This window comes from Pseudonocardia nantongensis, from assembly GCF_046546495.1.
Classification (GTDB): Bacteria; Actinomycetota; Actinomycetes; order Mycobacteriales; family Pseudonocardiaceae; genus Pseudonocardia; species Pseudonocardia nantongensis.
Genome location: NZ_JBKGXT010000017.1, coordinates 106,582 through 128,720, shown reverse-complemented (window position 1 = coordinate 128,720; position 22,139 = coordinate 106,582). Strand labels below are relative to the sequence as shown.

The 22,139-nt window shown below is 74.6% G+C and carries 17 protein-coding genes; 9 read left to right on the top strand and 8 right to left on the bottom strand.

The genetic code is table 11. From position 1 onward, the window contains the following. Nucleotides 1-231 (top strand): hypothetical protein, encoded by a 231-nt coding sequence (locus ACLFMI_RS19010; protein ID WP_410949237.1) that lies wholly within the window; start codon nucleotides 1-3, stop codon nucleotides 229-231. On the opposite strand, the gene ACLFMI_RS19005 is transcribed toward ACLFMI_RS19010, so the two are convergent. From ACLFMI_RS19005 to benA, 4 genes are all read right to left on the bottom strand, one after another. Further along, nucleotides 212-2,971 carry a helix-turn-helix transcriptional regulator gene (locus tag ACLFMI_RS19005; protein ID WP_410949236.1) on the bottom strand — a complete coding sequence of 920 codons (2,760 nt, stop codon included), beginning with the start codon at nucleotides 2,969-2,971 and terminating at the stop codon, nucleotides 212-214. The two genes, ACLFMI_RS19010 and ACLFMI_RS19005, sit on opposite strands and share 20 nt — an antisense overlap. Nucleotides 2,972-3,031: 60 nt before the next feature. Next, nucleotides 3,032-5,899 carry a benzoate 1,2-dioxygenase electron transfer component BenC gene (benC, locus tag ACLFMI_RS19000; protein ID WP_410949235.1) on the bottom strand — a complete coding sequence of 956 codons (2,868 nt, stop codon included), beginning with the start codon at nucleotides 5,897-5,899 and terminating at the stop codon, nucleotides 3,032-3,034. Nucleotides 5,900-5,909: 10 nt separating this feature from the next. Beyond that, nucleotides 5,910-6,398, bottom strand: a complete 489-nt coding sequence (benB, locus tag ACLFMI_RS18995; RefSeq protein ID WP_410949256.1) for a benzoate 1,2-dioxygenase small subunit — start codon at nucleotides 6,396-6,398, stop codon at nucleotides 5,910-5,912. A gap of 157 nt (nucleotides 6,399-6,555) precedes the next feature. Next, nucleotides 6,556-7,941: a benzoate 1,2-dioxygenase large subunit gene (gene benA, locus ACLFMI_RS18990; RefSeq protein ID WP_410949234.1), complete on the bottom strand. Its 1,386-nt coding sequence runs from the start codon at nucleotides 7,939-7,941 to the stop codon at nucleotides 6,556-6,558. A 206-nt stretch (nucleotides 7,942-8,147) separates the two neighbouring features. Here benA and ACLFMI_RS18985 point away from each other — a divergent pair, with 206 nt between their 5' ends. The 6 genes from ACLFMI_RS18985 to mdlC all read left to right on the top strand — a co-directional run bounded on the left by ACLFMI_RS18985 (nucleotide 8,148) and on the right by mdlC (nucleotide 14,030). Then, complete coding sequence (locus tag ACLFMI_RS18985; protein ID WP_410949233.1) at nucleotides 8,148-9,080, top strand: LysR substrate-binding domain-containing protein; 933 nt, start codon at nucleotides 8,148-8,150, stop codon at nucleotides 9,078-9,080. Beyond that, nucleotides 9,077-10,180, top strand: a complete 1,104-nt coding sequence (locus tag ACLFMI_RS18980; protein WP_410949232.1) for a mandelate racemase/muconate lactonizing enzyme family protein — start codon at nucleotides 9,077-9,079, stop codon at nucleotides 10,178-10,180. The genes ACLFMI_RS18985 and ACLFMI_RS18980 overlap by 4 nt, the downstream gene beginning before the upstream one ends. A gap of 42 nt (nucleotides 10,181-10,222) precedes the next feature. After that, nucleotides 10,223-11,071 (top strand): catechol 1,2-dioxygenase, encoded by an 849-nt coding sequence (gene catA, locus ACLFMI_RS18975; protein ID WP_410949231.1) that lies wholly within the window; start codon nucleotides 10,223-10,225, stop codon nucleotides 11,069-11,071. After that, nucleotides 11,071-11,364, top strand: a complete 294-nt coding sequence (locus ACLFMI_RS18970; RefSeq protein WP_410949230.1) for a muconolactone Delta-isomerase family protein — start codon at nucleotides 11,071-11,073, stop codon at nucleotides 11,362-11,364. The genes catA and ACLFMI_RS18970 overlap by 1 nt, the downstream gene beginning before the upstream one ends. 73 nt (nucleotides 11,365-11,437) lie before the next feature. Continuing rightward, complete coding sequence (locus ACLFMI_RS18965; protein ID WP_410949229.1) at nucleotides 11,438-12,070, top strand: helix-turn-helix transcriptional regulator; 633 nt, start codon at nucleotides 11,438-11,440, stop codon at nucleotides 12,068-12,070. Nucleotides 12,071-12,440: 370 nt separating this feature from the next. After that, the gene (gene mdlC / locus ACLFMI_RS18960) at nucleotides 12,441-14,030 is read left to right on the top strand and encodes a benzoylformate decarboxylase (RefSeq protein WP_410949228.1); all 1,590 of its coding nucleotides are present in this window, start codon (nucleotides 12,441-12,443) and stop codon (nucleotides 14,028-14,030) included. Nucleotides 14,031-14,066: 36 nt separating this feature from the next. On the opposite strand, the gene ACLFMI_RS18955 is transcribed toward mdlC, so the two are convergent. Then, nucleotides 14,067-14,516 carry an HAD family hydrolase gene (locus ACLFMI_RS18955; protein WP_410949227.1) on the bottom strand — a complete coding sequence of 150 codons (450 nt, stop codon included), beginning with the start codon at nucleotides 14,514-14,516 and terminating at the stop codon, nucleotides 14,067-14,069. A gap of 151 nt (nucleotides 14,517-14,667) precedes the next feature. Here ACLFMI_RS18955 and hchA point away from each other — a divergent pair, with 151 nt between their 5' ends. Continuing rightward, nucleotides 14,668-15,543 carry a glyoxalase III HchA gene (gene hchA / locus ACLFMI_RS18950; RefSeq protein WP_410949226.1) on the top strand — a complete coding sequence of 292 codons (876 nt, stop codon included), beginning with the start codon at nucleotides 14,668-14,670 and terminating at the stop codon, nucleotides 15,541-15,543. Nucleotides 15,544-15,558: 15 nt separating this feature from the next. Here hchA and ACLFMI_RS18945 read toward each other — a convergent pair whose 3' ends face one another. From ACLFMI_RS18945 to ACLFMI_RS18935, 3 genes are read right to left on the bottom strand one after another with little or no spacing between them, the layout of a single operon-like run. Then, a complete protein-coding gene (locus ACLFMI_RS18945; protein ID WP_410949225.1) occupies nucleotides 15,559-18,336 on the bottom strand; it encodes a molybdopterin-dependent oxidoreductase in 2,778 nt (925 codons plus the stop codon). Continuing rightward, nucleotides 18,333-19,130, bottom strand: a complete 798-nt coding sequence (locus ACLFMI_RS18940; protein ID WP_410949224.1) for an FAD binding domain-containing protein — start codon at nucleotides 19,128-19,130, stop codon at nucleotides 18,333-18,335. The genes ACLFMI_RS18945 and ACLFMI_RS18940 overlap by 4 nt, the downstream gene beginning before the upstream one ends. A gap of 5 nt (nucleotides 19,131-19,135) precedes the next feature. Further along, nucleotides 19,136-20,485 carry an 8-oxoguanine deaminase gene (locus ACLFMI_RS18935; RefSeq protein ID WP_410949223.1) on the bottom strand — a complete coding sequence of 450 codons (1,350 nt, stop codon included), beginning with the start codon at nucleotides 20,483-20,485 and terminating at the stop codon, nucleotides 19,136-19,138. Between the two features lie 93 nt (nucleotides 20,486-20,578). Here ACLFMI_RS18935 and ACLFMI_RS18930 point away from each other — a divergent pair, with 93 nt between their 5' ends. Further along, nucleotides 20,579-22,126 carry a PucR family transcriptional regulator gene (locus ACLFMI_RS18930; protein ID WP_410949222.1) on the top strand — a complete coding sequence of 516 codons (1,548 nt, stop codon included), beginning with the start codon at nucleotides 20,579-20,581 and terminating at the stop codon, nucleotides 22,124-22,126. Nucleotides 22,127-22,139: the final 13 nt, after the last annotated feature.

The window sequence follows — 22,139 nt, the reverse complement described above, 5'->3', positions numbered from 1 at the left end:
GTGTTCCGAGCCGCTCCGCACGCCGCGCCCGCCCGGGCGCGATCGGTCCACCTCGCGATGCTGCTGATGGTGCTGCTCGCGGCGGCCGTCATCGCCTCGGTGCACGTCGCCCCGCCAGCCGTCACCCTGCTGCTCGCCGCGGCCGCGCTGTCCGTGCGTCCGCTGGTCGTGCACCACCACCGGCGGCACGATCGCGCCGGTCGCCGGGTCGTCAGCCGCCCGACGAGCTGAGCCGGCCCGCGAGCTCCGCCCGGGACCGGACACCGACCTTGGCATAGATCCGGGTCAGGTGGTACTGGACGGTCTTCACCGACACCTGCAGCTCGGCCGCCGCCTCCCGGTTCGTGACGCCGCGGACCACCAGCTCGGCCACCGCCCGCTCCTGCGGGGTCAGCTCGGTCGCGGCCCGCTCCGGGCGCCCTCCCGCGTGCACCCCGCCCGCCTTCAGCTCCCGGTCGCAGCGACGCACGTACGCCACCGCCCCGAGACCGTCGAACAGCTCGCGGGCCTCGGTGATCATGCCGTCGGCGTCCCGGCGCTTGCCGGCCCGGCGCAGCGTCTGGCCGTAGGCGAACCGCACCCGGGCCCGGTCGTAGCGGTGCGGCAGCCGGTCGATCCGGGCCAGCGCGCTGTCGAACGCGGCCCACGCGCCGGCGTGGTCGCCGAGGCTCCCGAGCACCCGGCCGCGGGCGTAGCCGAGCCGGGCCAGGGTCGAACGGTGCCCGCGCTGCGCGGCGCGCTCCTCGTGCGGGCGCAGGAACGCGTCCGCCGCGTCCGGATCGCCGACCATGACCAGCGCGTTCGCGTACACGTCGGTCCACGGCCACCAGCCGGGCTCGTCCACCGTGCCGCCGGCGGTCGCCAACGGTTCCAGTGCGCGCAGCACGGCCGGGTAGTCGGTGCGGGCCTCGGCCAGGTGCGCCCGCGCGAGCAGTCCCGGCACCCGCACGACCTCGTAGTCCGAGGCGACCGCCTCCGCGTCGCGGGCCGCACGCTCGGCAGGCGCCCGCTCGTCGCGCAACGCGTGCACCTGCGCCGCCGTCCACTCCACCAGCGGCACCAGCAGCGCGATCCCGGTGCGGGCGGCGAGCTCACGGCCCTGCTCGACGGCCTGCAGCGCACCGTCCCAGTCCCCGGCCAGGAACCGGGTCCGGGCCAGCCAACCCAGCGCCCACAGCGAGATCCGGGACGACCCGCCGAGCTCGGTGGTCGGGACCGCGCTCTCCAGGTCGGCGCGGGCCGCACCCAGCTCGTCCTGCACCAGCGAGAGCCACCCGCGCCCCATCGCGATCCGCTGCACCTGGGCACCGCGGTGGACCTGGTCGGCCACCGCCTCGTACGCCTGCCGACCCTCCGCCGCGCGGCCGCGCGCGGCCAGGCCGAGCCCCCGGATCGCGGCCGACTCCACCGCGGCCGGGGCGTCCGGCTCGGCGATCGCGATCGCCCGGTCGGCCCAGGTGACGAGCTCGTCGCCGCGGCCCCGGGCCAGCGCGTGCAGCACCCGGCGATGCGCGACGACCGCGGCCCCCGCCGGGTCCCGCGCGGCCGTGCCGTCCGGGCCGCCGGCCAGCTCCCAGGCCCGGCTCAGCCGTCCGGCCGCCTCCCCCGACCGGCCGAGCAGCACGGCCAGGTAGCCGAGGACGGCGCCGCGCAGCGGCGTGTCCCGGGTCGCCTCCACGACCGGGATCATCGCCTCGGCCGTGCGGCACTCCCCCGACCCCACCAGCGCGTCGACCGCCCGGACCAGCCGTTCCTCGCGCAACCGCCGGTCCGGGGTCAGCCGGGACGACTCGGTGAGCAGGCCGGCGACCGTGCTCCAGGCCCCCTCCCGGGCCTCGACGGCGGCCCGGTCGTCGAGTTCGGTGGCCAGCGCGGCGTCCCGGCCGGAGGCCGCCCCGGCCAGCAGGGTGAGCCGCCGCGTCGGGTCCTCGACGACCGCCCCGGCCCTGGCCCGCAGGTCCGCGACGACGTCCGGCCCGAGCTCGTCGAGCACGGCCGCCCGCACCATCGGGTCGGCCGGTGCGGCCGCGGGGCCCCAGCGGCTGCCGGCCGGGGCGATCAGCCCGGCGCGCGCGGCCTCCGCGAGCCCGCCGAGCACGTCCCGCGGGGCGGCCCCGGTGACGGCGGCGATCTCGTCCGGCTCCCCGGGCCGGTCCAGGACGGCGACGATGTCGAGCAGCGCCAGGGCCGGCCCGGACAGCCCGGCCCTGGCCGCGCGGACCGCGGTGGCGATCTCGGGTGGCGCCGGGAGCCGGACGTGCGGGTCGGACCAGGCGTCGGCGGGCAGCGCGTCCAGCACGGCGATCACGTGCCGGGGACGCCCCGCCGTGTGCCGGGCCAGCCGGTCGGCGGCGGTCGCACCGAGCGGGACGCCCCGGGTGGCGGCGATCGTCCCGGCGGCGCGGGCGTTCAGCGGGCGCACGGCGACCTCGGCGCCTGCCCGGCGCAGGAGGTCCGCGACCTCCGGCGTCGCCGCCGCCGGACGGCCGACCAGCAGGACCGCGACCGGGGTGTCCGGGTGGTGCCGGACCAGGGTGGACAGGACCTGCAACGACCACGGGTCGGCCTCGTGCGCGTCGTCGACCACGTGCAGGGTGCGGGTGCCGGGTGGGCAGGCCGCGGCGAGCCGGCCGGCCGCGGCGAACGGATCGGCGGCGTCGACCGCGGCGGCGGACGCCACCGGCTCCGACCCGCCGGGTCCGCCGTCCCACCGGGCAGGTGTGGAGCCGGTGAGCTGGGCGAGCACGCCGCCGGCCCGGCCCGCCTCCCAGGACGCCCCGCGGGCACGGTGTACCGGGCCGTCGTGCCCGGCGGCGACGGCGTCGGCCAACGCCGTCGTCCCGATCCCGGCCGGCCCGGTCAGCAGGACGGTCCCGGGGCCGGGTCCGGCGAGCAGCGACCGGACCGCCGCCAGCTCGTCGGCACGCCCGGCGAGCCCGCCGGTTCCCGCCTCGTCGGGGTCCGCCACCACGGCGGGCACGCTACCCGGGCCGACCCCCTCGGTGCCCCGGAGGCGACCACGGGCCGGGGATCAGCCGAGGTCGCCGCCGGCCACCGGCAGCACCGTCCCGGTGATGTAGGACGCCTCGGGCGAGGCCAGGAAGGTGATCGCGGCGGCCTGCTCGTCGAGCGTGCCGTACCGCTTGAGCAGCGACGACTCGGTGGTCTGCTCGACGATCGTGGAGTACCAGCCTTGTTCGGTCTCGGTCTCCGGGGCCGGGCCGCGCGGGACCCGCCGGGGCGGCGCGTCGGTGCCGCCGGGCGCGGTGGCCGCGACCCGGATCCCGTGCGGCGCGAGCTCCATCGCCAGCGCCGAGGTGATCGCGTTGACCCCGCCCTTGGCCGCGGCGTAGGGCACCCGGTTCAGGCCCCGGGTCGCCACCGACGAGACGTTCAGGATCGTCCCGGAACCCTGCTCGATCATGTGCGGGGCGACCGCGCGGCAGCCCCACAGGGTCGGCCACAGCGACCGGTCGATCTCGGCCCGGATCTGTTCGGGCGGGTAGTGCTCGAACGGCTTGGCCCAGATCGTCCCGCCGACGGTGTGCACCGCGACGTCGATCCGGCCGTGCCGCTCCAGCGCCGCGGCGACGACCGCCTCGGCACCCTCCCACTGCTCCAGGTCGGCGGTCACCGCCTCCCCGGACAGCTCGTCGGCCAGGGTCTTGACCTCGTCGGATCGGTCGGCGAGCACCAGCGACCCGCCCTCGGCACCGATCCGTCGGGCGACCGCCTCGCCGATCCCCTGGGCCGCGCCGGTGACCAGCACGACCAGGCCGTCGAACCGGCCGGGGGTGACGAACCGCGGCCGCTTCGACACGGCAGCGTCGCGCATCGCCCGTCGCATGGTGGCCTTGGAGTTCGCGGCGTGCGTGCTGATCAGCCGGCGCGCCTCGGCCCGGTCGCCCGCCTCGATCGCGTCGACGATGTCGAGGTGGTCCTGCGCGCAGTCCGGGTGGCACCACACGGCCGAACGCAGGGTCTCGGTCATCGCCCCCTCCACGCCGAGCGCCTGGTAGGCGCGCAGCAGGTGGGCGTTGCCGGTGCGGGTGAACAGGTAGTCGTGGAACGCGGCGTTGGTCTCGGTGTAGGCGGCCGCGTCGGTGAACCGCTCGCCCTCCCGGTCGACGTAGGGCAGCGTCGACTCGGCCAGCAGCCGGTACCCGGCGATCTCCCGGGACGACAGCCGCCCGAGCACCAGCTCGAGCGCGCCGAGCTCCAGCGCCTCGCGGGCGTCGAAGATCGCGTCCGAGGAGTGGATGTCCGGGTGCTCCTCGCCGATCTCGTACCCGTCCTCGGAGACGGGCCCGGCCGGGTCGGCCGGCCCGGTGACCGGGGCGACCAGCGGGGCGAGGTCGGACGGCGGCAGCATCGTGTCCGGTCCGATCCCCCGGGCCCCCTCCGGAGCGACGATGAGGTCCTCGTCCTCGTCCAGCGGGCCGGCGGCGGCGTCGGGTCCCGGGTCGGCCATCGGCTCGAACACCCGCTGGCCGAGGAGCGCCCGCTCGGGCTCGGCACCCCCCACGGAATCGGGGGCGCCCCCGGCGTGCAGCGGCTCCGGGTCGCCGAAGCGGGTCAGGTCCTGGCCGAGCACGGCGCCGCCCTCCCGGCCGGCGAGGGTGAGCAGCTCCGCCCCGTCGCCACCGGCCGTGACCGTGCGCCGCGGCGTCTCCGGCTCGGGTTCGGGCGTGGCCGGGACCGCGGACGCCGGCTCCGGCGCGGCCTCCTCCTCGGCGTCCCCCGGGGTCCCGGCCCCGGACTCGGGGACCGCGGCGAGGGCGAACTTCTCGTAGTAGAAGCCGGTCGGCTCCAGCTCCCGCTCCGCGAGGTCGCCGCGCACGGCCTCGACCATCGCGGGCGGCCCGCACAGGTAGACCGCGGCGTCCCCGCCGTGCAGCTCCTCGGCCCCGAACAGGGCGGTCACGTACCCCTGGTTCGCCGCCGTCGTCGCCGGGTCGGCGACACAGAAGTCCCAGCTCACGCCCACCGAGTCGGCGAGCGCGCGGATCGTGTCGAGCTCGACGAGATCGTCGTCGGTGGTCACGCCGTAGACCAGGTGCACCGGTCGCCGGGCGCCGGTGGCCTCCAGGGTGCGCAGGATGGACAGGATCGGCGCCAGCCCCGTGCCGCCGGCGAGCAGCAGCACCGGCGCGTCGGACTCGCGCAGGAAGAAGCTGCCGTGCGGGCCGGTCAGCGACAGCTGGTCACCGACCACGGCGCGCTCGGTCAGCCATTCCGACATCACCCCGCCCGGGCTGAGCTTGACCAGGAAGCTCAGCTCCTGGTCGTCCGGGCCGGAGGCGAACGAGTACGACCGGGTCACCTCGCCGGAAGGAGCGCCAGCGGAACGGGCATCAGCACTGCCCGGCACCGCGATGTTGACGTACTGACCGGGCAGGAACGCCAGCTTGTCCCGGTCGGAGACCTGCACGCTCAGCCGTACCGTGGTCGGCGAGAGCCGGTCCAGGCCGGTCACGGTGCCCCCGTGCGTGGCGGCGGAGGTCTTGGCGACGGCCGAGGTCGTCGGGATCTGCACGACCAGGTCCGAGCGCGGCTTCGCCTGGCAGGCCAGCAGGTAGCCCTGCTCGGCCTCGTCGGGGGACAGCGCGTCGTCGACGTAGGAGCCGCGGTCGTAGTCGCCGGACTCGCAGAACGCCTTGCAGGTGCCGCAGGCGCCGTCCGAGCAGTCGACCGGGATGTTGATCCGGGACCGGTAGGACGCGTCAGCGACCGACTGGTCCTCCTGGCAGGTCACGAAGCGGGTGACGCCGTCCTCGAAGGCCAGCGCCACCTTGTGCGTGGCCGTCGATGCAGCCACCTTGTGCGTGGCCGTCGATGCAGCCACCTTGTGCGTGGCCGTCGATGCAGCCGCCTCGTGTGCGGCAGTCGTTGCTGCCATGGCGGCCTCCTCAGAAGTGGTAGATGTCGACGACGTGGTGGATGTAGTCGTTCTTGAGCACCACGGTCTTGCGGCGGATCAGCGGGGTCTCGCCGGAGAAGTCGATCGTGTAGAACGACGTGCCGTAGTACGGGTCGATCGTCTTGTACCGGAAGTACATCGTGTGCCAGTTGAACCGGACGTCGACCAGGTCGCCGCGCCGCTCGATGACCTCCACGTTGGAGATGTTGTGGCTGGTCCGCGGCTCGGGCAGGGACGTCGCCGACGACCGCTCGGTGCGGATCCGGAATACCCGGTCCTCCAAGCCGCCCTTGTTCCCGTAGTAGATCAGCGAGATCTCCCGCTGCGGGTCCTCGGTGAGCCGGTCGTCGTCGGCCCAGGACGGCATCCAGTAGACGACGTCGTCGGCGTAGCACTCGAGCCACTTCTCGAACTCGCGGTCGTCGAGGTAGCGGGCCTCCCGGTAGAGGAACTGCTCGATGGCGTTCTGGGTGATCAGCGTGCTGGACCGCTCGGTGCCGGCAGGTGCGGTGCCGGCAGGTGCGGTGCCGGCAGGTGCGGTGCTGGGACGTTCGGTGGTGGTCACGGTTCGGGCTCCTTCGGCCGGATCGGGACGGGCGCTGGTGGCCGGCGGTGGTGGTGGCCGGCGGTGCTGGTCAGCGGTGCTGGCGCTGCTCTTCCTTCACGATCGACTGCTCCTCGGACTCGACGGCCCGCCGCAGGGTGTCGCGCCAGTAGCCGTGCTGGACCGGGTAGAGCCCCTCGTCCTCGTTCTTCTGCCCGGCCGAGATCACGTTCTCCATGCCGAGTGCGGTGGCGACCTCGTCCGGGCCGCTCAGCCAGTGCTGCGCGCCGCGGGACATGTCGTTCCACGGGGCGGCCGTGGCCTCGAAGGTGAGCTGGCAGGAGCGGAACTCCTCCAGGTCGTCCGGGGTGGCCATGCCGGAGGCGTTGAAGAAGTCCTCGTACTGCCGGATCCGGTGCGCCCGCGCGGCGTCGCTCTCCCCCTTGGGCGCGATGCAGTGGATCGTCACCTCGGTCTTGTTCGGCGCGATCGGCCGGAACTGCCGGATCTGGGTGGAGAACTGGTCCATCAGGTAGACGTTCGGGTAGAGGCAGAGGTTGCGGGAGCCCTTGACCATGAACTCGCCCTTGGCCTCGCCGAACTTCTCCTTCAGCCGGTCCATCTCGCTCCAGAGCGGCCGGTCCTGGGGGTTCGGCGCCCAGGTCCACAGGCAGAGGTGGCCGTTCGGGTAGGACCAGTAGCCGCCGCCGGACTTGCCCCAGCCGCCGGCGTCGAGGGCCTTGGTCTCGTTCTTCGACTCGCCGCTGCTGCGCCGCGAGGTCGTGGCCGCGTAGTTCCAGTGCACCGAGGAGACGTGGTAGCCGTCCGCACCGTTCTCGGCCTGGACCTTCCAGTTGCCGTCGAAGGTGTAGCTCGACGAGCCGCGCAGCACCTCCAGCCCCTCGGGGGACTGGTCGACCAGCATGTCGATCACCGTGCGGGTGTCACCGAGGTGCTCGTCCAGGTCCTGCACGTCCGGGTTCAGCGAGCCGAACAGGAACCCGCGGTACGAGTCGAACCGGGCCACCTTGGTCAGGTCGTGCGAGCCGTCGGTGGCGAAGTTCTCCGGGTAGCCGGCACCGTCCGGGTCCTTCACCTTGAGCAGCGTCCCGTCGTTGCGGAACGTCCAGCCGTGGAACGGGCAGGTGAAGGTCATCCGGTTGTCGGTCTTGCGCCGGCACAGCATCGCCCCGCGGTGCGCGCAGGCGTTGATCATGAGGTGCAGCTCGCCCTGCTTGTCCCGGGTGATCAGCACCGGCTGCCGGCCGATGTAGGTCGCCAGGTAGTCGCCGTTCTCCGGGATCTGGCTCTCGTGGGCGAGGAAGACCCAGTTGCCCTCGAAGATGTGCTTCATCTCCAGCTCGAAGATCTCCTCGTCGGTGAAGATCCGGCGGTTGACGAGGTACTTGCCGGCGTCCGGGTCGTCGACGACGGCGTCGTCGAGCACGGAGGTGAGGTGGGTGAGGTCGGCAGTCATCGGCGTCCTCCAGCGGTGTCGGGAATTCCCATGACGGTGGCAGAACCGTGGCCCGGCGCACCCCGGGCGAGTACCTAGTCCTGGCCCAGGAGGGTCTCGGATGCACAGCCTCTCAATCACGCGTCATTCAGTCTTTGTGTCTCCTTCCGAGTCGGCTCTACGATGTGTTTCGTCTCAATGAGCGAGCCGGGAGGAGGGCCACCGCGATGGATCTGCGCCAGCTGCGCTACTTCGTCGCCGTCGCCGAGACCCGGCATTTCGGGCGGGCCGCCGAGCGCCTGCACATGGCCCAGTCCCCGCTGTCCCAGGCCATCCGGCAGCTGGAGGGCCAGGTCGGCACGACGCTGTTCGACCGCACCACCCGCCGGGTCGACCTGACCGCGGCCGGCCGGACCCTGCTCGAGGACGCCCACCGCATCCTCGCCTCGGTCGACGACGCGCGCAGCCGCGTGGAGCGGGTCGCCGCCGGCAGCGACGGGTTGCTCACCGTCGGCACCACCGACCTGGCCGCGTACCGGCTGCTGCCCCGGCTGGCCCGGCTCGTCGCGGCCCGGATGCCCGCGGTCACCCTGCGGTTCCGCCCGGGGCTGCTGACCGCGGCCCAGGAGGACGCGCTCGACGAGCGCCGGATCGACCTCGCGGTGCTGCGTCCCCCGGTGGTCCGGCCGGAGCTGTCCACCCGCACGGTCTCCCGGGAACGGCTGGTCGCGGCGCTGCCCGCCGACCACCGGCTGGCCGGCCGGGACGCCGTCTCGGTCACCGAGCTGCGCGAGGAGGGCTTCGTCGCCTACGGCGCGCCCGCCTCGGTGGTCGACTCGGTCGCCGCGGCGGGCTGCCTGAACGCCGGGTTCCTGCCCCGCCGGGTCGCCGAGGCGGCCGCCACCCCGATCCTGCTGACCCACGTCGCCGCCGGCGAGGGGGTCGCACTGCTGCCGGAGTCGGTGCGCGCACTCGGCACCGAGGGCGTCGCCTACCCGGACCTGGAGGAGGAGCTGCGGGTGGACCTGGCCGTGGCCTGGCGCACCGACGACCGCTCCCCCGCCCTCGTCCGGCTGCTGGACGTGCTCGCCGACCACGCGGACGAGCTCGAGACCCGCTCGACCCGGCCCGCCGTACCCGTTCCCGGAGGTTCCCCGTGAAGATCGTCGCCATCGAGGCGATCCCGTTCGCCGTGCCGTACCGCAAGCCGATGCGCTTCGCCAGCGGCGAGGTGCACGCCGCGGACCACGTGCTGGTCCGGGTGCACGCCGAGGATGGGGTCGTCGGCGTCGCGGAGGCCCCTCCCCGGCCCTACACCTACGGCGAGACCCAGGGTTCGATCCGCACGGTGATCGACACCGTGTTCGCGCCGGAGATCGTCGGGCTGTCCCTGTTCGACCGCGAGAAGGTCCACGCGGTGCTGGACCGCACGATCGCCAACCCGACCGCCAAGGCCGCGCTGGACATGGCGGTCTGGGACGCGATCGGCCGCCGGCTGGACGTACCGGTGACCGAGCTGCTGGGCGGGTACACCGACCGCATGCGGGTCTCGCACATGGTCGGCTTCGCCCCGGACGACGTGATGGTCGCCGAGGCGTTGCGCATGCGAGACGAGCACGGCATCTCGACGTTCAAGGTCAAGGTCGGTCGCCGACCGGTGTCCCTGGACACCGGCGCCTGCCGGGCCCTGCGCGAGGCCCTCGGGCCGGACGCCGAGCTCTACGTGGACGGCAACCGCGGCTGGAGCGCCTCCGAGGCGGCCCGGGCCCTGGACGACATGGCCGACCTCGGGCTGACCCTGTCCGAGGAGCTCATGCCGGCCGACCAGGTGCTCGGCCGGCGCTGGCTGACCGGCCGCACCTCGGTCCCGACGGTCGCCGACGAGTCCGCCACCCGCCCCGGCGAGGTGACCCGGGAGCTGCTCGACGGGGCCGCCACGATGGTCAGCATCAAGACCGCACGGACCGGGTTCACCGGCTCCCAGCGGGTGCTGCACCTGTGCGAGGGGCTCGGTGCCGAGGTCGTGATGGGCAACCAGATCGACGGCCAGCTCGGCACCGCCTGCACCGTCGCCTTCGGCGCCGCGCACCGGCACACCAGCGCCCGCGCCGGGGAGCTGTCGAACTACCTGGACATGGCCGACGACCTGCTCGTCGACCCGCTCGTGATCACCGGCGGGGAGCTGCGCGTCCCCACCGGGCCCGGGATCGGCGTCGAGATCGACCCGGACAAGCTCGAGCACTACCGCACCGATTCCTGAGCCGACATTCCTGAACCGACACCGAGGTTGGAGATCACCACCATGACCATCGAGAGAGACGCCACCGCGGCCGGCTCCGGCCAGAGCGCGACCGAGACGTTCCAGAAGAAGGCCCGGGAGAACGCCGGCCAGGCCGACCCGGCCCGGGTCAGCGCCGTCGCCAAGGACGCGCTGGCCGCGCTGCACGACGTCATCCGCAGGCACCAGGTCACCTACGCCGAGTACGACGCGCTGAAGTCCTGGCTGATCCGGGTCGGGCAGGACGGCGAGTGGCCGCTGTTCCTGGACGTGTTCGTCGAGCACGTCGTCGAGGACGTCGCCAACGCCGACCGCAAGGGCGCGAAGGGCAGCATCGAGGGCCCGTACTACGTGCCCGGCGCGCCGGAGTTCACCGGCGAGGGCACGCTGCCGATGCGGGACAGCGAGGCCGGCACCCCGTTCCTGTTCCAGGGCACCGTCACCGGCCTCGACGGCACGCCGATCGAGGACGCGGTGGTCGACTTCTGGCAGGCTGACGACGCTGGCTACTACTCGCAGTTTGCCCCTGGCCTGCCGGAGTGGAACCTGCGCGGCGTGTGCAGGACCGCCGCCGACGGCACGTTCAAGATCCACACGATCAAGCCGGCGCCCTACATGATCCCGCACGACGGGGCCTGCGGCGCGCTGATCGAGGCGGCCGGCTGGCACCCCTGGCGGCCCGCCCACCTGCACCTGAAGGTGTCGGCGCCGGGCAGGCAGCTGATCACCAGCCAGCTCTACTTCTCCGGTGGGGACTACGTCGCCGACGACGTCGCCCAGGCCGTGAAGCCGGACCTGGTCCTGCACCCGACGCCGGTCGTGTCCGGCCAGGGTGAGCAGGTCACCTACGACTTCGCGCTGGACCCCGCCTGATGGCCGAGCGGTTCGCGGTCCGGATGGTGGTCGACCTCCCGACCGACATGGATCCCGAGGCCAGGGCCGACCTGCTCGCCCGGGAGAAGGCGTTCTCCCAGGAGTGGCAGCACTCGGGCGAGTGGGTGAGCATCTGGCGCTGCGTCGGCGAGTACGCCAACCTGTCGATCTTCGAGGTGCGTGACAACGCGCAGCTGCACGAGATCCTCTCGGGGCTGCCGCTGTTCCCGTACATGAGCATGGAGGTCACGCCGCTCACGACGCACCCGTCGGACATCCGCGCCGGTTCCTGACCGGCCCACCCGTTCCGGGGAAACATGCTCCCTTGGGGAGCGCTCTCCGAGGGGTGTGGCAGGGTCCGGTTCCGTGACTCGTGGCCGGACGTTGACGACCACCTCGTTCGCGACGCTCGGGCTGCTGGCGGTCCGGCCGTGGAGCACCTACGAGCTGACCCGGCAGATCCGGCGCAGCCTGGCCCGGTTCTGGCCGCGCGCGGCCAGCAAGCTCTACGAGGAACCGCGCAAGCTGGTCGCGCTCGGGCTGGCGACCGGCGAGACCCAGGTGCAGGGCCGTCGGCGGCGCACCGTCTACACGATCACGCCGGACGGCCGCGCCGAGCTGGCCCGCTGGCTGGCCCGGCCGGGCACCCCGCCGTCGATGGAGTCCGAGCAGCTGCTGAAGGTGTTCCTCGCCGACCACGGCACCCGCGCCGACCTGCTGCGGACGATCGCCGCGACCCGGGAGTGGGCCCGCGAGCAGGCCGCGGTGGACGGGGCGATCGCCCGTTCCTACCTGACCGGCGAGGCCCCGTTCCCGGACCGGGCGGCGCTGAACACGCTGGTCGGGCGCTACCTGTCGGACGTCTCGGAGGCCACCGAGCGGTGGGCGGACTGGGCCACCGCGGTCGTCGAGTCCTGGCCGGAGGACATCACCGCGGCCACTCCGGAGCGGGCCGCGCTGCAGGTGGTCGCCGACCGCGACCCCACCGGGCCGGCCTGAGCCGTCACGCTGCCTCCAGATCGACGACGAACCGGAACCGCACGTCCCCGCGGGCCAGCCGGTCCAACGCCTCGTCCAGCCGGGCGGGAGCACCTCGACGTCGGCCATGATGCCGTGCGCGGCGGAGAAGTCCAGCATCTCGCGGGTGGGCGGCACGCCGCCGGACCCGGTGCCGGCGATCCGCCGCGGATCCTGCCGACACCGCGGCCGAGCACGACCGGCGGCGGGCCGCGCTCGCCGCCGTGGTCCGGCGCGCGTTCCGCCCGGGGGCCTGAGACCGGGCGGCCTTCCGCGGTACGGGAGCACCGTGGCGCGCCACACCGTGGCGCGCCTAGCGTGACCGGCGGACCGGACGGCGCGAGGAGGCGGCATGGCGACCATCGGCGAGGTCGGCTGGCAGGTGTTGCGCGGGCACGGCATCGACACCGTGTTCGGCAACCCGGGATCGAACGAGCTTCCGTTCCTGGCCACGATGCCCGGCGACGTCCGGTACGTGCTGGGCCTGCACGAGGGCGCCGTGCTGGGCATGGCCGACGGCTACGCCCAGGTCACCGGCGGGCCGGCGCTGGTGAACCTGCACGCCGCGTCCGGCTCGGGGAACGCGATGGGCGCGCTCACCAACGCCGTCTACGCGCACTCCCCGCTGGTCCTGACGGCCGGCCAGCAGGTCCGCTCCACCGTCGGCCAGGAGGTCATGCTGACCAACGTCGACGCGGCGGCGCTGCCGAAACCCCTGGTCAAATGGTCGGGCGAGCCGCTGGACCCGCAGGACGTGCCGCGCTCGCTGTCCCAGGCGGTGCACACCGCGCTGCTGCCGCCGCGGGGACCGGTCTACCTGTCGGTCCCCTACGACGACTGGGCCGTCGAGGCCGGCCCGCACACCGCGCACCTGCCGGCGCGGCGCTCGGTCGCCGGCGGCGCGCTGGGTCCCGAGCAGCTCGACGAGCTCGCCGGGCTGCTCGCCGCCGCGGAGGACCCGGTGCTGGTGCTCGGCCCGCAGGTCGACGCCGAGGAGGCCAACGCCGACGCCGTCGCCCTCGCCGAGTCGCTGGCCTGCCCGGTGTGGGCGGCGCCCTCGGCGTCGCGCTGCCCGTTCCCGACACGGCACCCGGCGTTCCGCGGGGTGCTGCCGGCCTCGGTGCGGGACGTGACCGCGCGGCTGACCGGCCACGACGTCGTCCTGGTCGCGGGTGCGCCGGTGTTCCGCTACCACCAGTTCCTGCCCGACGAGCTGCTGCCGGCCGGTGCCCGGCTGCTGCACCTGACCGTGGACCCGGACGAGGCCGCCCGCGCCCCGATGGGCGACGCCTGGGTGGCCGCCGTCGGTCCCGCGCTGGCGGCGCTGGCGGACCGGGTCCCGGCGTCCGGCCGGAGCCCGCTGGGCCCGCTCCCGGAGTTCGCCGCACCGGCCGGCGCCGAGGACCACGTCCCGCCCGAGCAGCTGTTCGCGCTGGTCCGTGACGCCGCCCCGGCGGACGTGGTGCACGTGGTCGAGTCCACCTCCACCAGCGACGCGTTCTTCGCCCAGGCCGACCTGCGCGAGCCGGGCAGCTACCTGTTCCCGGCCTCCGGCGGGCTCGGATTCGGGCTGCCCGCCGCCGTCGGGGCGCAGCTTGCGCACGGGGATGCCCGGCGGGTCGTCGCGCTGGTCGGCGACGGCTCGGCGAACTACGGCATCACCGCGCTCTGGACCGCCGCCCAGTACCGGATCCCGGTGGTGTTCGTGATCCTCCGCAACGGAACCTACGGCGCGCTGCGCGGGTTCGCCGGGCTGCTGGGTACCGGCGAGACGCCCGGCCTGGACGTCCCCGGCCTGGACTTCGTGAAGATCGCCGAGGGGTACGGGGTGCCGGCCGTCTCCGCCCGGGATGCCGCCGGGGTCGCCGCCGCCCTGAAGGAGGCGTTCGACGATGGCGGCCCCCGCCTGGTCGAGGTCATCACCGCGTCCGGGGTGGAGTGAGCCGCATTCCACAGGCCCGGGTCGCCACCGTCATCGTCAGAACCGACGGGCCGGGTCCGGCACCGCCAGCAGCCCGGGTAGGTCCACCACTCCGTCGACGATGCCGGTCGGCCCGGCCGCGGCCAGCTCCTCGCGGGTCTGGGCCCCGGTGAGCACCCCGATGACGTGGCCGGCCCGGGCGTTGCGGCCGGCCTCGACGTCGAGCACGGTGTCGCCGGCCGTGAGCACCCGGGCCGGGTCGTCGACGCCGGTCAGCGCCATCGCCCGGTGGATCATCGCGGGGTCCGGGCGGCCGGCGCCGACGTCCCCGGCGCACACCACGCCGTCCAGCTCACCGGTGAACTCCGCCGGCAGCGCGGCGAGCAGCGGGCCGGTGACCTGCCGGTCGAACCCGGTGGTGAGCACGACCGGCGTCCCCGCCGCGCGCAGGGCGGCGAGGGCCGCCGGCACCCCCGGCAGCGACCGCGGCGGGACGGCGACGGTCATCGTCGGACCCTCACACCGGCACGGCCTCCCGTCCACGAACTTGTCTTGACAAGCTGGTGAACGATCGCGCGATCGTTTCCGCGCCGGGCGCCCCGGGAACGCCACCGGCACGAGGCTGCCCGCCGGTGGAACACGATCACGAGGAGGCATGGTGACCGAGGACAGCACCCTCAGCAGGGAACCGACGCCGGATCCGGCCGAGGCCCACGCGTTCTTCCCCTCGCCGTACTCGCTCGACGCCTACACCGCGCCGAGGACCGACTTCGACGGCCTGGGCACCGACCGCGGTGCCTACACCGGCGGCCGGTGGAAGATCCTGGTGATCGCGACCGGCGAGCGCTACCTGCTGATGCGCAACGGGACCATGTTCTCCACCGGCAACCACCCGGTCGAGACGCTGCTGCCGCTGCACCACGTGCTGGAGGCGGGCTTCGACGTCGAGATCGCCACCCCGACCGGCCAGCCCGCCAAGTTCGAGTGGTGGGCCTACCCGGGCGAGGACGAGGCGGTGCGCAGCGCCTGCGACAAGGTGATCGAGAAGTGGCGCTCGCCGAAGTCCCTGGCCGACATCGTCGCCGACGAGCTCGGCGAGGACTCCGACTACCTGGCCGTGTTCGTCCCGGGCGGGCACGGCGCGCTGTCCGGCCTGCCGTTCAGCACCGATGTGCGGGACACCCTGGAGTGGGCGATGGCCACGGACCGCCTGATCGTCTCGCTCTGTCACGGTCCGGCCGCCTTCCTGTCGACGACGCTCGGGCGGGACCGTTCGGTGTTCGCCGGCTACGACATGTGCGTCTTCCCGGACGCCCTCGACGCCGGCGCCAACGTCGACATCGGGTACCTGCCCGGTGAGCTCCCGTGGCTGCTCGCCGAGCAGCTGAGCCACGACGGGATCACCGTCGTCAACCAGGACATGACCGGAGCCTGCACGACCGACCGCAACGTCATCACCGGCGACAGCCCGCTCGCGGCGAACGAGGTCGGCCGCCGCGCGGCCGTCGCGATGGTGGTGCGGGCGCTCGGCTGACCGGCACCGGACAGCTCAGCCCAGGCCGGCACCGTCGGCCAACCGCCACACCCGGTCCCGGGAGAACGGCTGGTGGTAGGGCCGCACGCCCAGCGCCCGGCGGATCGCGTTCCCGATCGCCGGGGCCACCGGGTTGTACGGCGCCTCGCTCATCGACTTGGCGCCGAACGGGCCCAGGTCGTCGTGGGTGTCGGCGAAGTGCACCTCGACCGGGCCGACGTCGGCCATCTGCGGCACCCGGTAGGCCCGGAACATCGGGTTGACGACCGCCCCGTCGTCGCCGACCAGCACCTCCTCGTACAGCGCGGAGCCCACCCCCATCGCCACCCCGCCCTCGATCTGCCCGCGCAGCTGCTCCGGGTTCAGGACGGTGCCGGCGTCGGCGGCGTGCACCGCGCGCAGCACCCGAACCTCGCCCGTCGCGACGTTCACCGCGACCCGCGCGCCGTGCACGTTCGCCACGATCGCCCGCTCGTCCCCCGGCTCGCTACCGGTGCCGGTGATCCCGTCCGGACACCCGGCCGCCTCCAGCACCTCGGCGAACGACCAGTCCCGGCCCGGCGTCCGGACGCCGTCCGGGTGCAGCTGCCCGGGTCCGGTCACCGCCAGGACCAGGTCCCGCAGCTCCAGTGCCGCACGGTGCAGCGCCTTGCCCGCCACCGTGGTCCCGGCGGAGGCGAACGCGCCGGTGTCGTAGCCGCAGGCGTCGGTGTCGCCGTGGTGCAGCACGACCCGGTCCGGGACGGTCCCCAGCGCGGCCGCGGCGACCTGGCGGTGCGTGGTCGTGGTGCCGTTGCCGAACTCGACGGTGCCCACGCCGAGGCGGTACCGGCCGTCCGGCAGCAGCGTGACCGACGCCGTCGACGCGTGCCCGGACGGCGCCATCGTCGTCATCATCCCGAGGGCCATCCCCTCCCCGACCCGCCACTGCGGACCGGGCGGGTCCGGGGCACCCGCGTCCCTGGCCAGCCCGTCCCGGACCAGGTCCAGGCACTGGTCCATGCCGTAGCTGGTCCAGTGCAGGTCGTGCTCCGGTTCCGGGGTGTGTGCGACGTGCAGCGGGTCCCCGGGCCCCACCATGTTGAGCCGGCGCAGCGCGAACGGGTCCATGTCCAGCGCGACCGCGAGCTCGTCCATCGCGGACTCGACGGCGAACAGCACCTGACCGAGCCCGTAACCGCGGAAGGCCCCGGATGCGACGTTGTTGGTGTAGACGGCCTCGGCGTCGAGGTGCTTGACCGGGCAGTTGTAGACGCTGACCGACTCGGCGACGGCGTGGAACAGCACCCCGCGGGAGTGGTTGCCGTAGGCGCCGGTGTCGGACAGGACGTCGAGCTTCATCGCGGTGAGCCGGCCGTCGGCGTCGGCGCCGAGGGTGACGCCGACCCGCATCGGGTGCCGCAGCGCGGTGCGCTGAAACTCGTCGGTGCGGGAGAACTCGTGCGCCACGGTCCGGCCGGTGCGCAGCACGGCCAGCCCCACCAGGTCCTCGGCGAACATCTCCTGCTTGCCGCCGAACCCGCCGCCGAGGCGCGCGGTGCGGACCCGGATCCGGTCGGGCGGCAGGTCCAGCAGCCGGGACAGCTCGTCGCGGGCGAGGAACGGGACCTGGGTGCCGGCCCGGATCTCCAGCCGGCCCCCGTCCTCCAGCGGGCCGTCGAGGGACCCGATCGCGCCGTGGCACTCGAGCTGGGCGTGGCTGACCCGCGACGTCCGCCAGGTGCCGGACACGGTGACCGGCGACGCGGCCAGCGCGTCGGTCACGTCGCCGCCGTGCCCGCCGTGCACCGCGAGGACGACGTTGCGGGCGGCGTCGTCGACCCGGTCGTGCGGGGTGCGCTCCGGGTGCAGCACCGGCGCGCCGGGGCGCCGGGCCTGCTCGGGATCCAGCACGGCGGGCAGCACCTCGTAGTCGACCTCGATCAGCCGGCAGGCCGCCTCGGCCTGGGCCGGGGTCTCCGCGACGACCGCGGCGACCCGCTGCCCGACGTGCCGGACGACGTCGTCGAGCATCCGGGTGTCGTCCGGGTCGTCGTCGCGGTGCTCGTGCCGGGCGGTGGAGTAGCGGACGTCCGGGACGTCGTGGTGGGTCAGCACCAGGTGTACCCCGGGTGCGGCCGCCGCGGCGGTGGTGTCGATCGACCGGATCCGGGCATGCGCGTGCGGGGCGGCGAGCACCCGCAGGTGCAGCGCGCCGGTGAGGTCGGTGTCGAACGTGAAGGGCTCGGTCCCGGTGACGACGCGCTCCGCCGCGGGTGGGTGCGCCGACGTCCCGATCGCGCCCGGCCCCCCGTCCGAGGGGCACCCTCGGGGCCCCGGCAGAGGCGAGTGTGCCCCCGGGGACACTTCGGTGGCCCCGGCGGCGCGTACCCCGGCCTCGATCGACTGGCGGATCGAGCGGTAGCCGGTGCAACGGCACAGGTTGCCCTTCATCCGGCGCGGCAGGTCGTCCAGATCGTCGTCGGTGAGGGTGGCCGCGGTGACGATCTGACCGGCGGTGCAGAACCCGCACTGGAACCCGAAGTTCTCCACGAAGGCCCGCTGCATCGGGTGCAGCTCCCCGTCCCGGGAGAGCCCCGAGACCGTGGTGATCTCGGCGCCGTCCAGCCGCTGGGCGGGGACGATGCAGGAGTGCACCGGACGCCCGTCGAGCAGCACGGCACAGGCGCCGCAGTCACCGGCGTCGCAGCCCTTCTTCACCTCGGTGTGGCCGTGCTCGCGCAGGAAGGTGCGGGTGCACTGGCCGGGGCGCGGCTCGTCGTGGCACTCGACGTCGTTGACCCGGAACTTCATCCCGCGACCTCCTCGTGGATCTCGGCGAGCAGTACCCCGCTGACCTGGCGCCGCCAGTCCGCGCTGCCCAGCGGGTCGGTGTAGTAGCCGGGCAGCGCGGCGGCGTCGGCGCGCAGCCGGTCCGGCCCGGGCGGGGCCGGGTAGCGCAACGCGGTGGGCGCGGCGGTCGCGGCGGTGATCCCGAAGACGCAGGACCCGTCGTCGTCGACCCGGCCGGTGAGCACAGCCCCGGACCGCCCGAGGTCGGCGAGCGCGATCTTCCGGAACCCGGTGCGGGCGCGCAGCGCGGGTCCCGGGAGCTCGAGCGCGCGCAGCACCTCACCGGGCCGCAACGCGTTCGTCCCGTTCCCGGTGACCAGGTCCGCGACCGGGATCCGGTACCCGCCGCCGTCCGGGGTCCAGACGAGTGCCACCCCGTCGAGCGCGACACACAGCGCCACCATCCCGGCCGCGGCGTAGGACCGGCAGACGTTCCCGCCGACGGTCGCGGTGTGCCAGATCTTGAACGACGCCAGCAGCGCGTGCGCGCACTGCGCGAGCAGCGGCCGCCCGGTCGCCTCCCCGAACCGCGCCAGCTCGGCGATGGTGGCTGTGGCGGCGATGTCGAGGCCGCCGTCGTCGCGGACGGTCAGCGGTTCCCAGCCCATCGTCGTCAGGTCGACCAGGCCGGTGACGTCGGGCTGCGGCTCGGAGAACAGCCAGGTCCCGCCGCCCAGGATGCGCTCCCCCGGCGCGAGCGCGAGATCGGCCCGCGTGCGGGCCCGCCGGAACCCGGTGACGGTGTGCAGGTCCACCGGGCTCACCCCGCCCGGTCGAGCAGCGTGCGGTGCACCGCGGCGCACTCGGCGGCGACGGCGTCGGTGTCGACGGTGCCGACGCGGTCGTCCTCGACGACCGCCCGGCCGTTGACCAGCAGCAGCCGCAGCGGCGGCGGTGAGCCGAGGACCAGCGCGGCCACCGGGTCGGCGACGTCGGCGTGCGCCAGGCCGTCGAGCCGCCACAGCGCCAGGTCGGCCAGCTTCCCGGTGTCGATCGAACCGATCTGGTCGCCGCGACCGAGCACCCGGGCACCGCCGAGGGTGCCGAGCTCCAGGGCCTGCCGGACCCCGAGCGCGGTCGGCCCGCCGACGGCGCGGGCGAACAGCACCGCGTGCTTGACCTCCTCCAGCAGGTGGGTGCCCTCGTTGGAGGCGGCGCCGTCGACGCCGAGCCCGACCCGGGCGCCGGCGTCGAGCAGGTCCCGGACCCGGGCGATCCCGGCCCCGAGCCGTCCGTTCGACGTCGGGCAGTGCGCGACACCGGTGCCGGTCGAGCCGATGGTCTTCACGGCGTCGTCGTCGAGGTGCACGGTGTGGGCGAACCAGACGTCGTCGCCGGTCCAGCCGAGGCCGGCGACGTACTCGGTGGGGGTGCAGCCGAAGTGCTCGCGGCAGAAGTCGGTCTCGTCGGCGGTCTCGGCGAGGTGGGTGTGCATCCGGACGCCGAGCTCGCGGGCCAGCGCCGCGGAGTCGCGCATCAGGCCTCCGGTCACCGAGAACGGCGAGCACGGGGCGAGCGCGATCCGGGTCATCGCGTCCGGCGCCGGGTCGTGCCAGCGGGCGACGGCGTCGGCGGACGCGGCCAGGATCGTGTCGGGGTCCTCGACGACGTGGTCCGGCGGCAGCCCGCCGGAGCTGCGGCCCAGGTCCATCGACCCGCGGGTGGGGTGAAACCGCAGGCCCACCTCGGACGCGGCCGCGATCTCGGCTCCGAGCAGGTCGCCGCCCTCGCGCGGGAAGACGTAGTGGTGGTCCGTGGAGGTGGTGCAGCCGGACAGCGCCAGCCGGGCCAGCGCCCCGGTCGCGCCGGTGTGCACGGCGTGCTCGTCGATCCCGGCCCAGACCGGGTAGAGCGTCGAGAGCCATTCGAACAGCGTCGCGTCGACCGCGAGCCCGCGGGTGACCCACTGGTAGAGGTGGTGGTGGGTGTTGACCAGCCCGGGGGTGAGCAGGCATCCGCGACCGTCGATCACCCGCGCACCGTCCGGACGCGGCGCCGGACCCGCCCCGACGCCCGCGATCCGGTTCCCCTCGACGACGACGTGCCCATCCGGGTACTCCGGCCCGCTGACGGTGACGACGTGCGCGCCCTCGATGACGATCGGCTCCATGACAGCCAGGGAACCGCGTCGACGTCACGCACAGAAGGCACGTCCATGACGAATCGTGTCCGCCTGCGGCCACGACGGTTGTAGGTTCCTCCAATGTTGCTGTCCGAGCTGGTGGCCCGGCCGGAGCTGCGGCTGCGCGTCCTGCACGGCGGGGACGGCGGCGCTGCGCTGGACCGGCCGGTGCGCTGGGTCTACACCACCGACCTGCCTGACCCGTCGCGGTACCTCGGCGGCGGCGAGGTGGTGCTGTCCGGGCTGGTGTGGCGTACGAGCGCGGCCGACAGCGAGCGGTTCGTGGCCGCCGTCGCCGCGGCCGGGGCGGCCGCGCTGGTCGCCGGGGAGGCGGTGTTCGGCCAAGTCCCCGACGACGTCGTGGACGCCTGCCGGCGGCACGACCTGGTGCTGCTCGCGGTGCCGGTGGACGTGTCCTTCGGGGCCGTCACCGAGGTCGTCGTCGGAACGCTGTCGGCGGCCCGCGGGGACCGGCTCGCGCACACGCTCGGCCGGCACCGGCGGCTGCTCGCGGCGTTCGCGGGCGGGGCGGCGCTGAGCGAGCTGGCGGCGACGGTGTCGACCGGCACCGGACTGACCTGCCGGGTGCTGACGGCCGGGGGTGGCCTGCTGGCCGGTCCGCCGCTGCCGGAGGCGGAGCGGGACGCCGTGGTCGCGGGTTTCCTGACCGCCGAGCGGCTGCCGGTGACGGCGCGCTGCCGGTCCGCCCGGTACCTGGTCGTCCCGGCCGCCCCGGGCACCGCACGGGCGACCGGCTGGCTGGTCGCCGCGGAGTCCCCCGCCGGCGAGGAACCGGACACCGAGGCCGTGGACGCCGTCGGGGAGCTCGCCGCGATCGCGGCGCTGGACCGGTCCCGGCGCCGGGAGGGCACCGCGGTCGCCCGCCCGATCGCCGACGACGCCCTGGCCCGGATCGCGGCCGGCGAGGGCGACCGCCCGGAGACCCGGGTCCGGCTGCGGCAGGCCGGGGTGGAACCGGACGGCACGCTGACGGTGCTGGTGCTGCGCGCGGACGGCGCCCCGCCGGGGACCGCGCACACCCTGCTGGTGGACGCCCTGGTCGGCACCGGCCCGGCAGCCGTCGGGGTGCACGGTGACGCCGCCGTGGCCGTCCTCGCCGTCCCGGGTGACGCGTCTGGCGGTGCCGACCCGGTGACGGGCGTGCTCGCGGCGCTGCACCGGCTCGGGCCGGGGGTGGGCGGGTGGCGGCTGCACGCCGGCGCGTCCCGGCCGTCGGCCGCGGACGCGCTGTCCGGCGCGCTCGGCGAGGCCGAGCACGCGGCCGGGCTCGCCGCGACCCGCCCCGGCCCGGTGGCGTCGGTCCGGGCCGGGGAGATCACCTCGCACGTGGCGTTGCTGGCCGGGGTCCCCGACGATGTCCGGCGCGGGTTCGCCGCCCAGGTCCTCGGCCCGGTCACCGACCATGACGCCCGCACCGGCACCGAGCTGGCCGCGACCCTGGAGACCTTCCTCGACGAGTCCGGGTCCTGGAGCCGGAGCGCGGCCCGGCTGCACCTGCACGTGAACACCGTCCGTTACCGGATCGGCCGGATCGAGGAGCTGACCGGCCGGAACCTGGCCCGGTTCGCCGACCGGGTCGACCTCTACCTGGCGCTGCAGTCCCGGTGATCGACCGTCGTGG

Coding starts and splice junctions, on each gene's coding strand:
- ACLFMI_RS18935 (WP_410949223.1), bottom strand. CDS start 20,485: ATGGAGCCGATCGTCATCGAGGGCGCGCACGTCGTCACCGTCAGCGGG.
- ACLFMI_RS18970 (WP_410949230.1), top strand. CDS start 11,071: ATGGCCGAGCGGTTCGCGGTCCGGATGGTGGTCGACCTCCCGACCGAC.
- catA (WP_410949231.1), top strand. CDS start 10,223: ATGACCATCGAGAGAGACGCCACCGCGGCCGGCTCCGGCCAGAGCGCG.
- benA (WP_410949234.1), bottom strand. CDS start 7,941: ATGACTGCCGACCTCACCCACCTCACCTCCGTGCTCGACGACGCCGTC.
- ACLFMI_RS18930 (WP_410949222.1), top strand. CDS start 20,579: ATGTTGCTGTCCGAGCTGGTGGCCCGGCCGGAGCTGCGGCTGCGCGTC.
- ACLFMI_RS18955 (WP_410949227.1), bottom strand. CDS start 14,516: ATGACCGTCGCCGTCCCGCCGCGGTCGCTGCCGGGGGTGCCGGCGGCC.
- ACLFMI_RS18985 (WP_410949233.1), top strand. CDS start 8,148: ATGGATCTGCGCCAGCTGCGCTACTTCGTCGCCGTCGCCGAGACCCGG.
- benC (WP_410949235.1), bottom strand. CDS start 5,899: ATGGCAGCAACGACTGCCGCACACGAGGCGGCTGCATCGACGGCCACG.
- mdlC (WP_410949228.1), top strand. CDS start 12,441: ATGGCGACCATCGGCGAGGTCGGCTGGCAGGTGTTGCGCGGGCACGGC.
- ACLFMI_RS18945 (WP_410949225.1), bottom strand. CDS start 18,336: ATGAAGTTCCGGGTCAACGACGTCGAGTGCCACGACGAGCCGCGCCCC.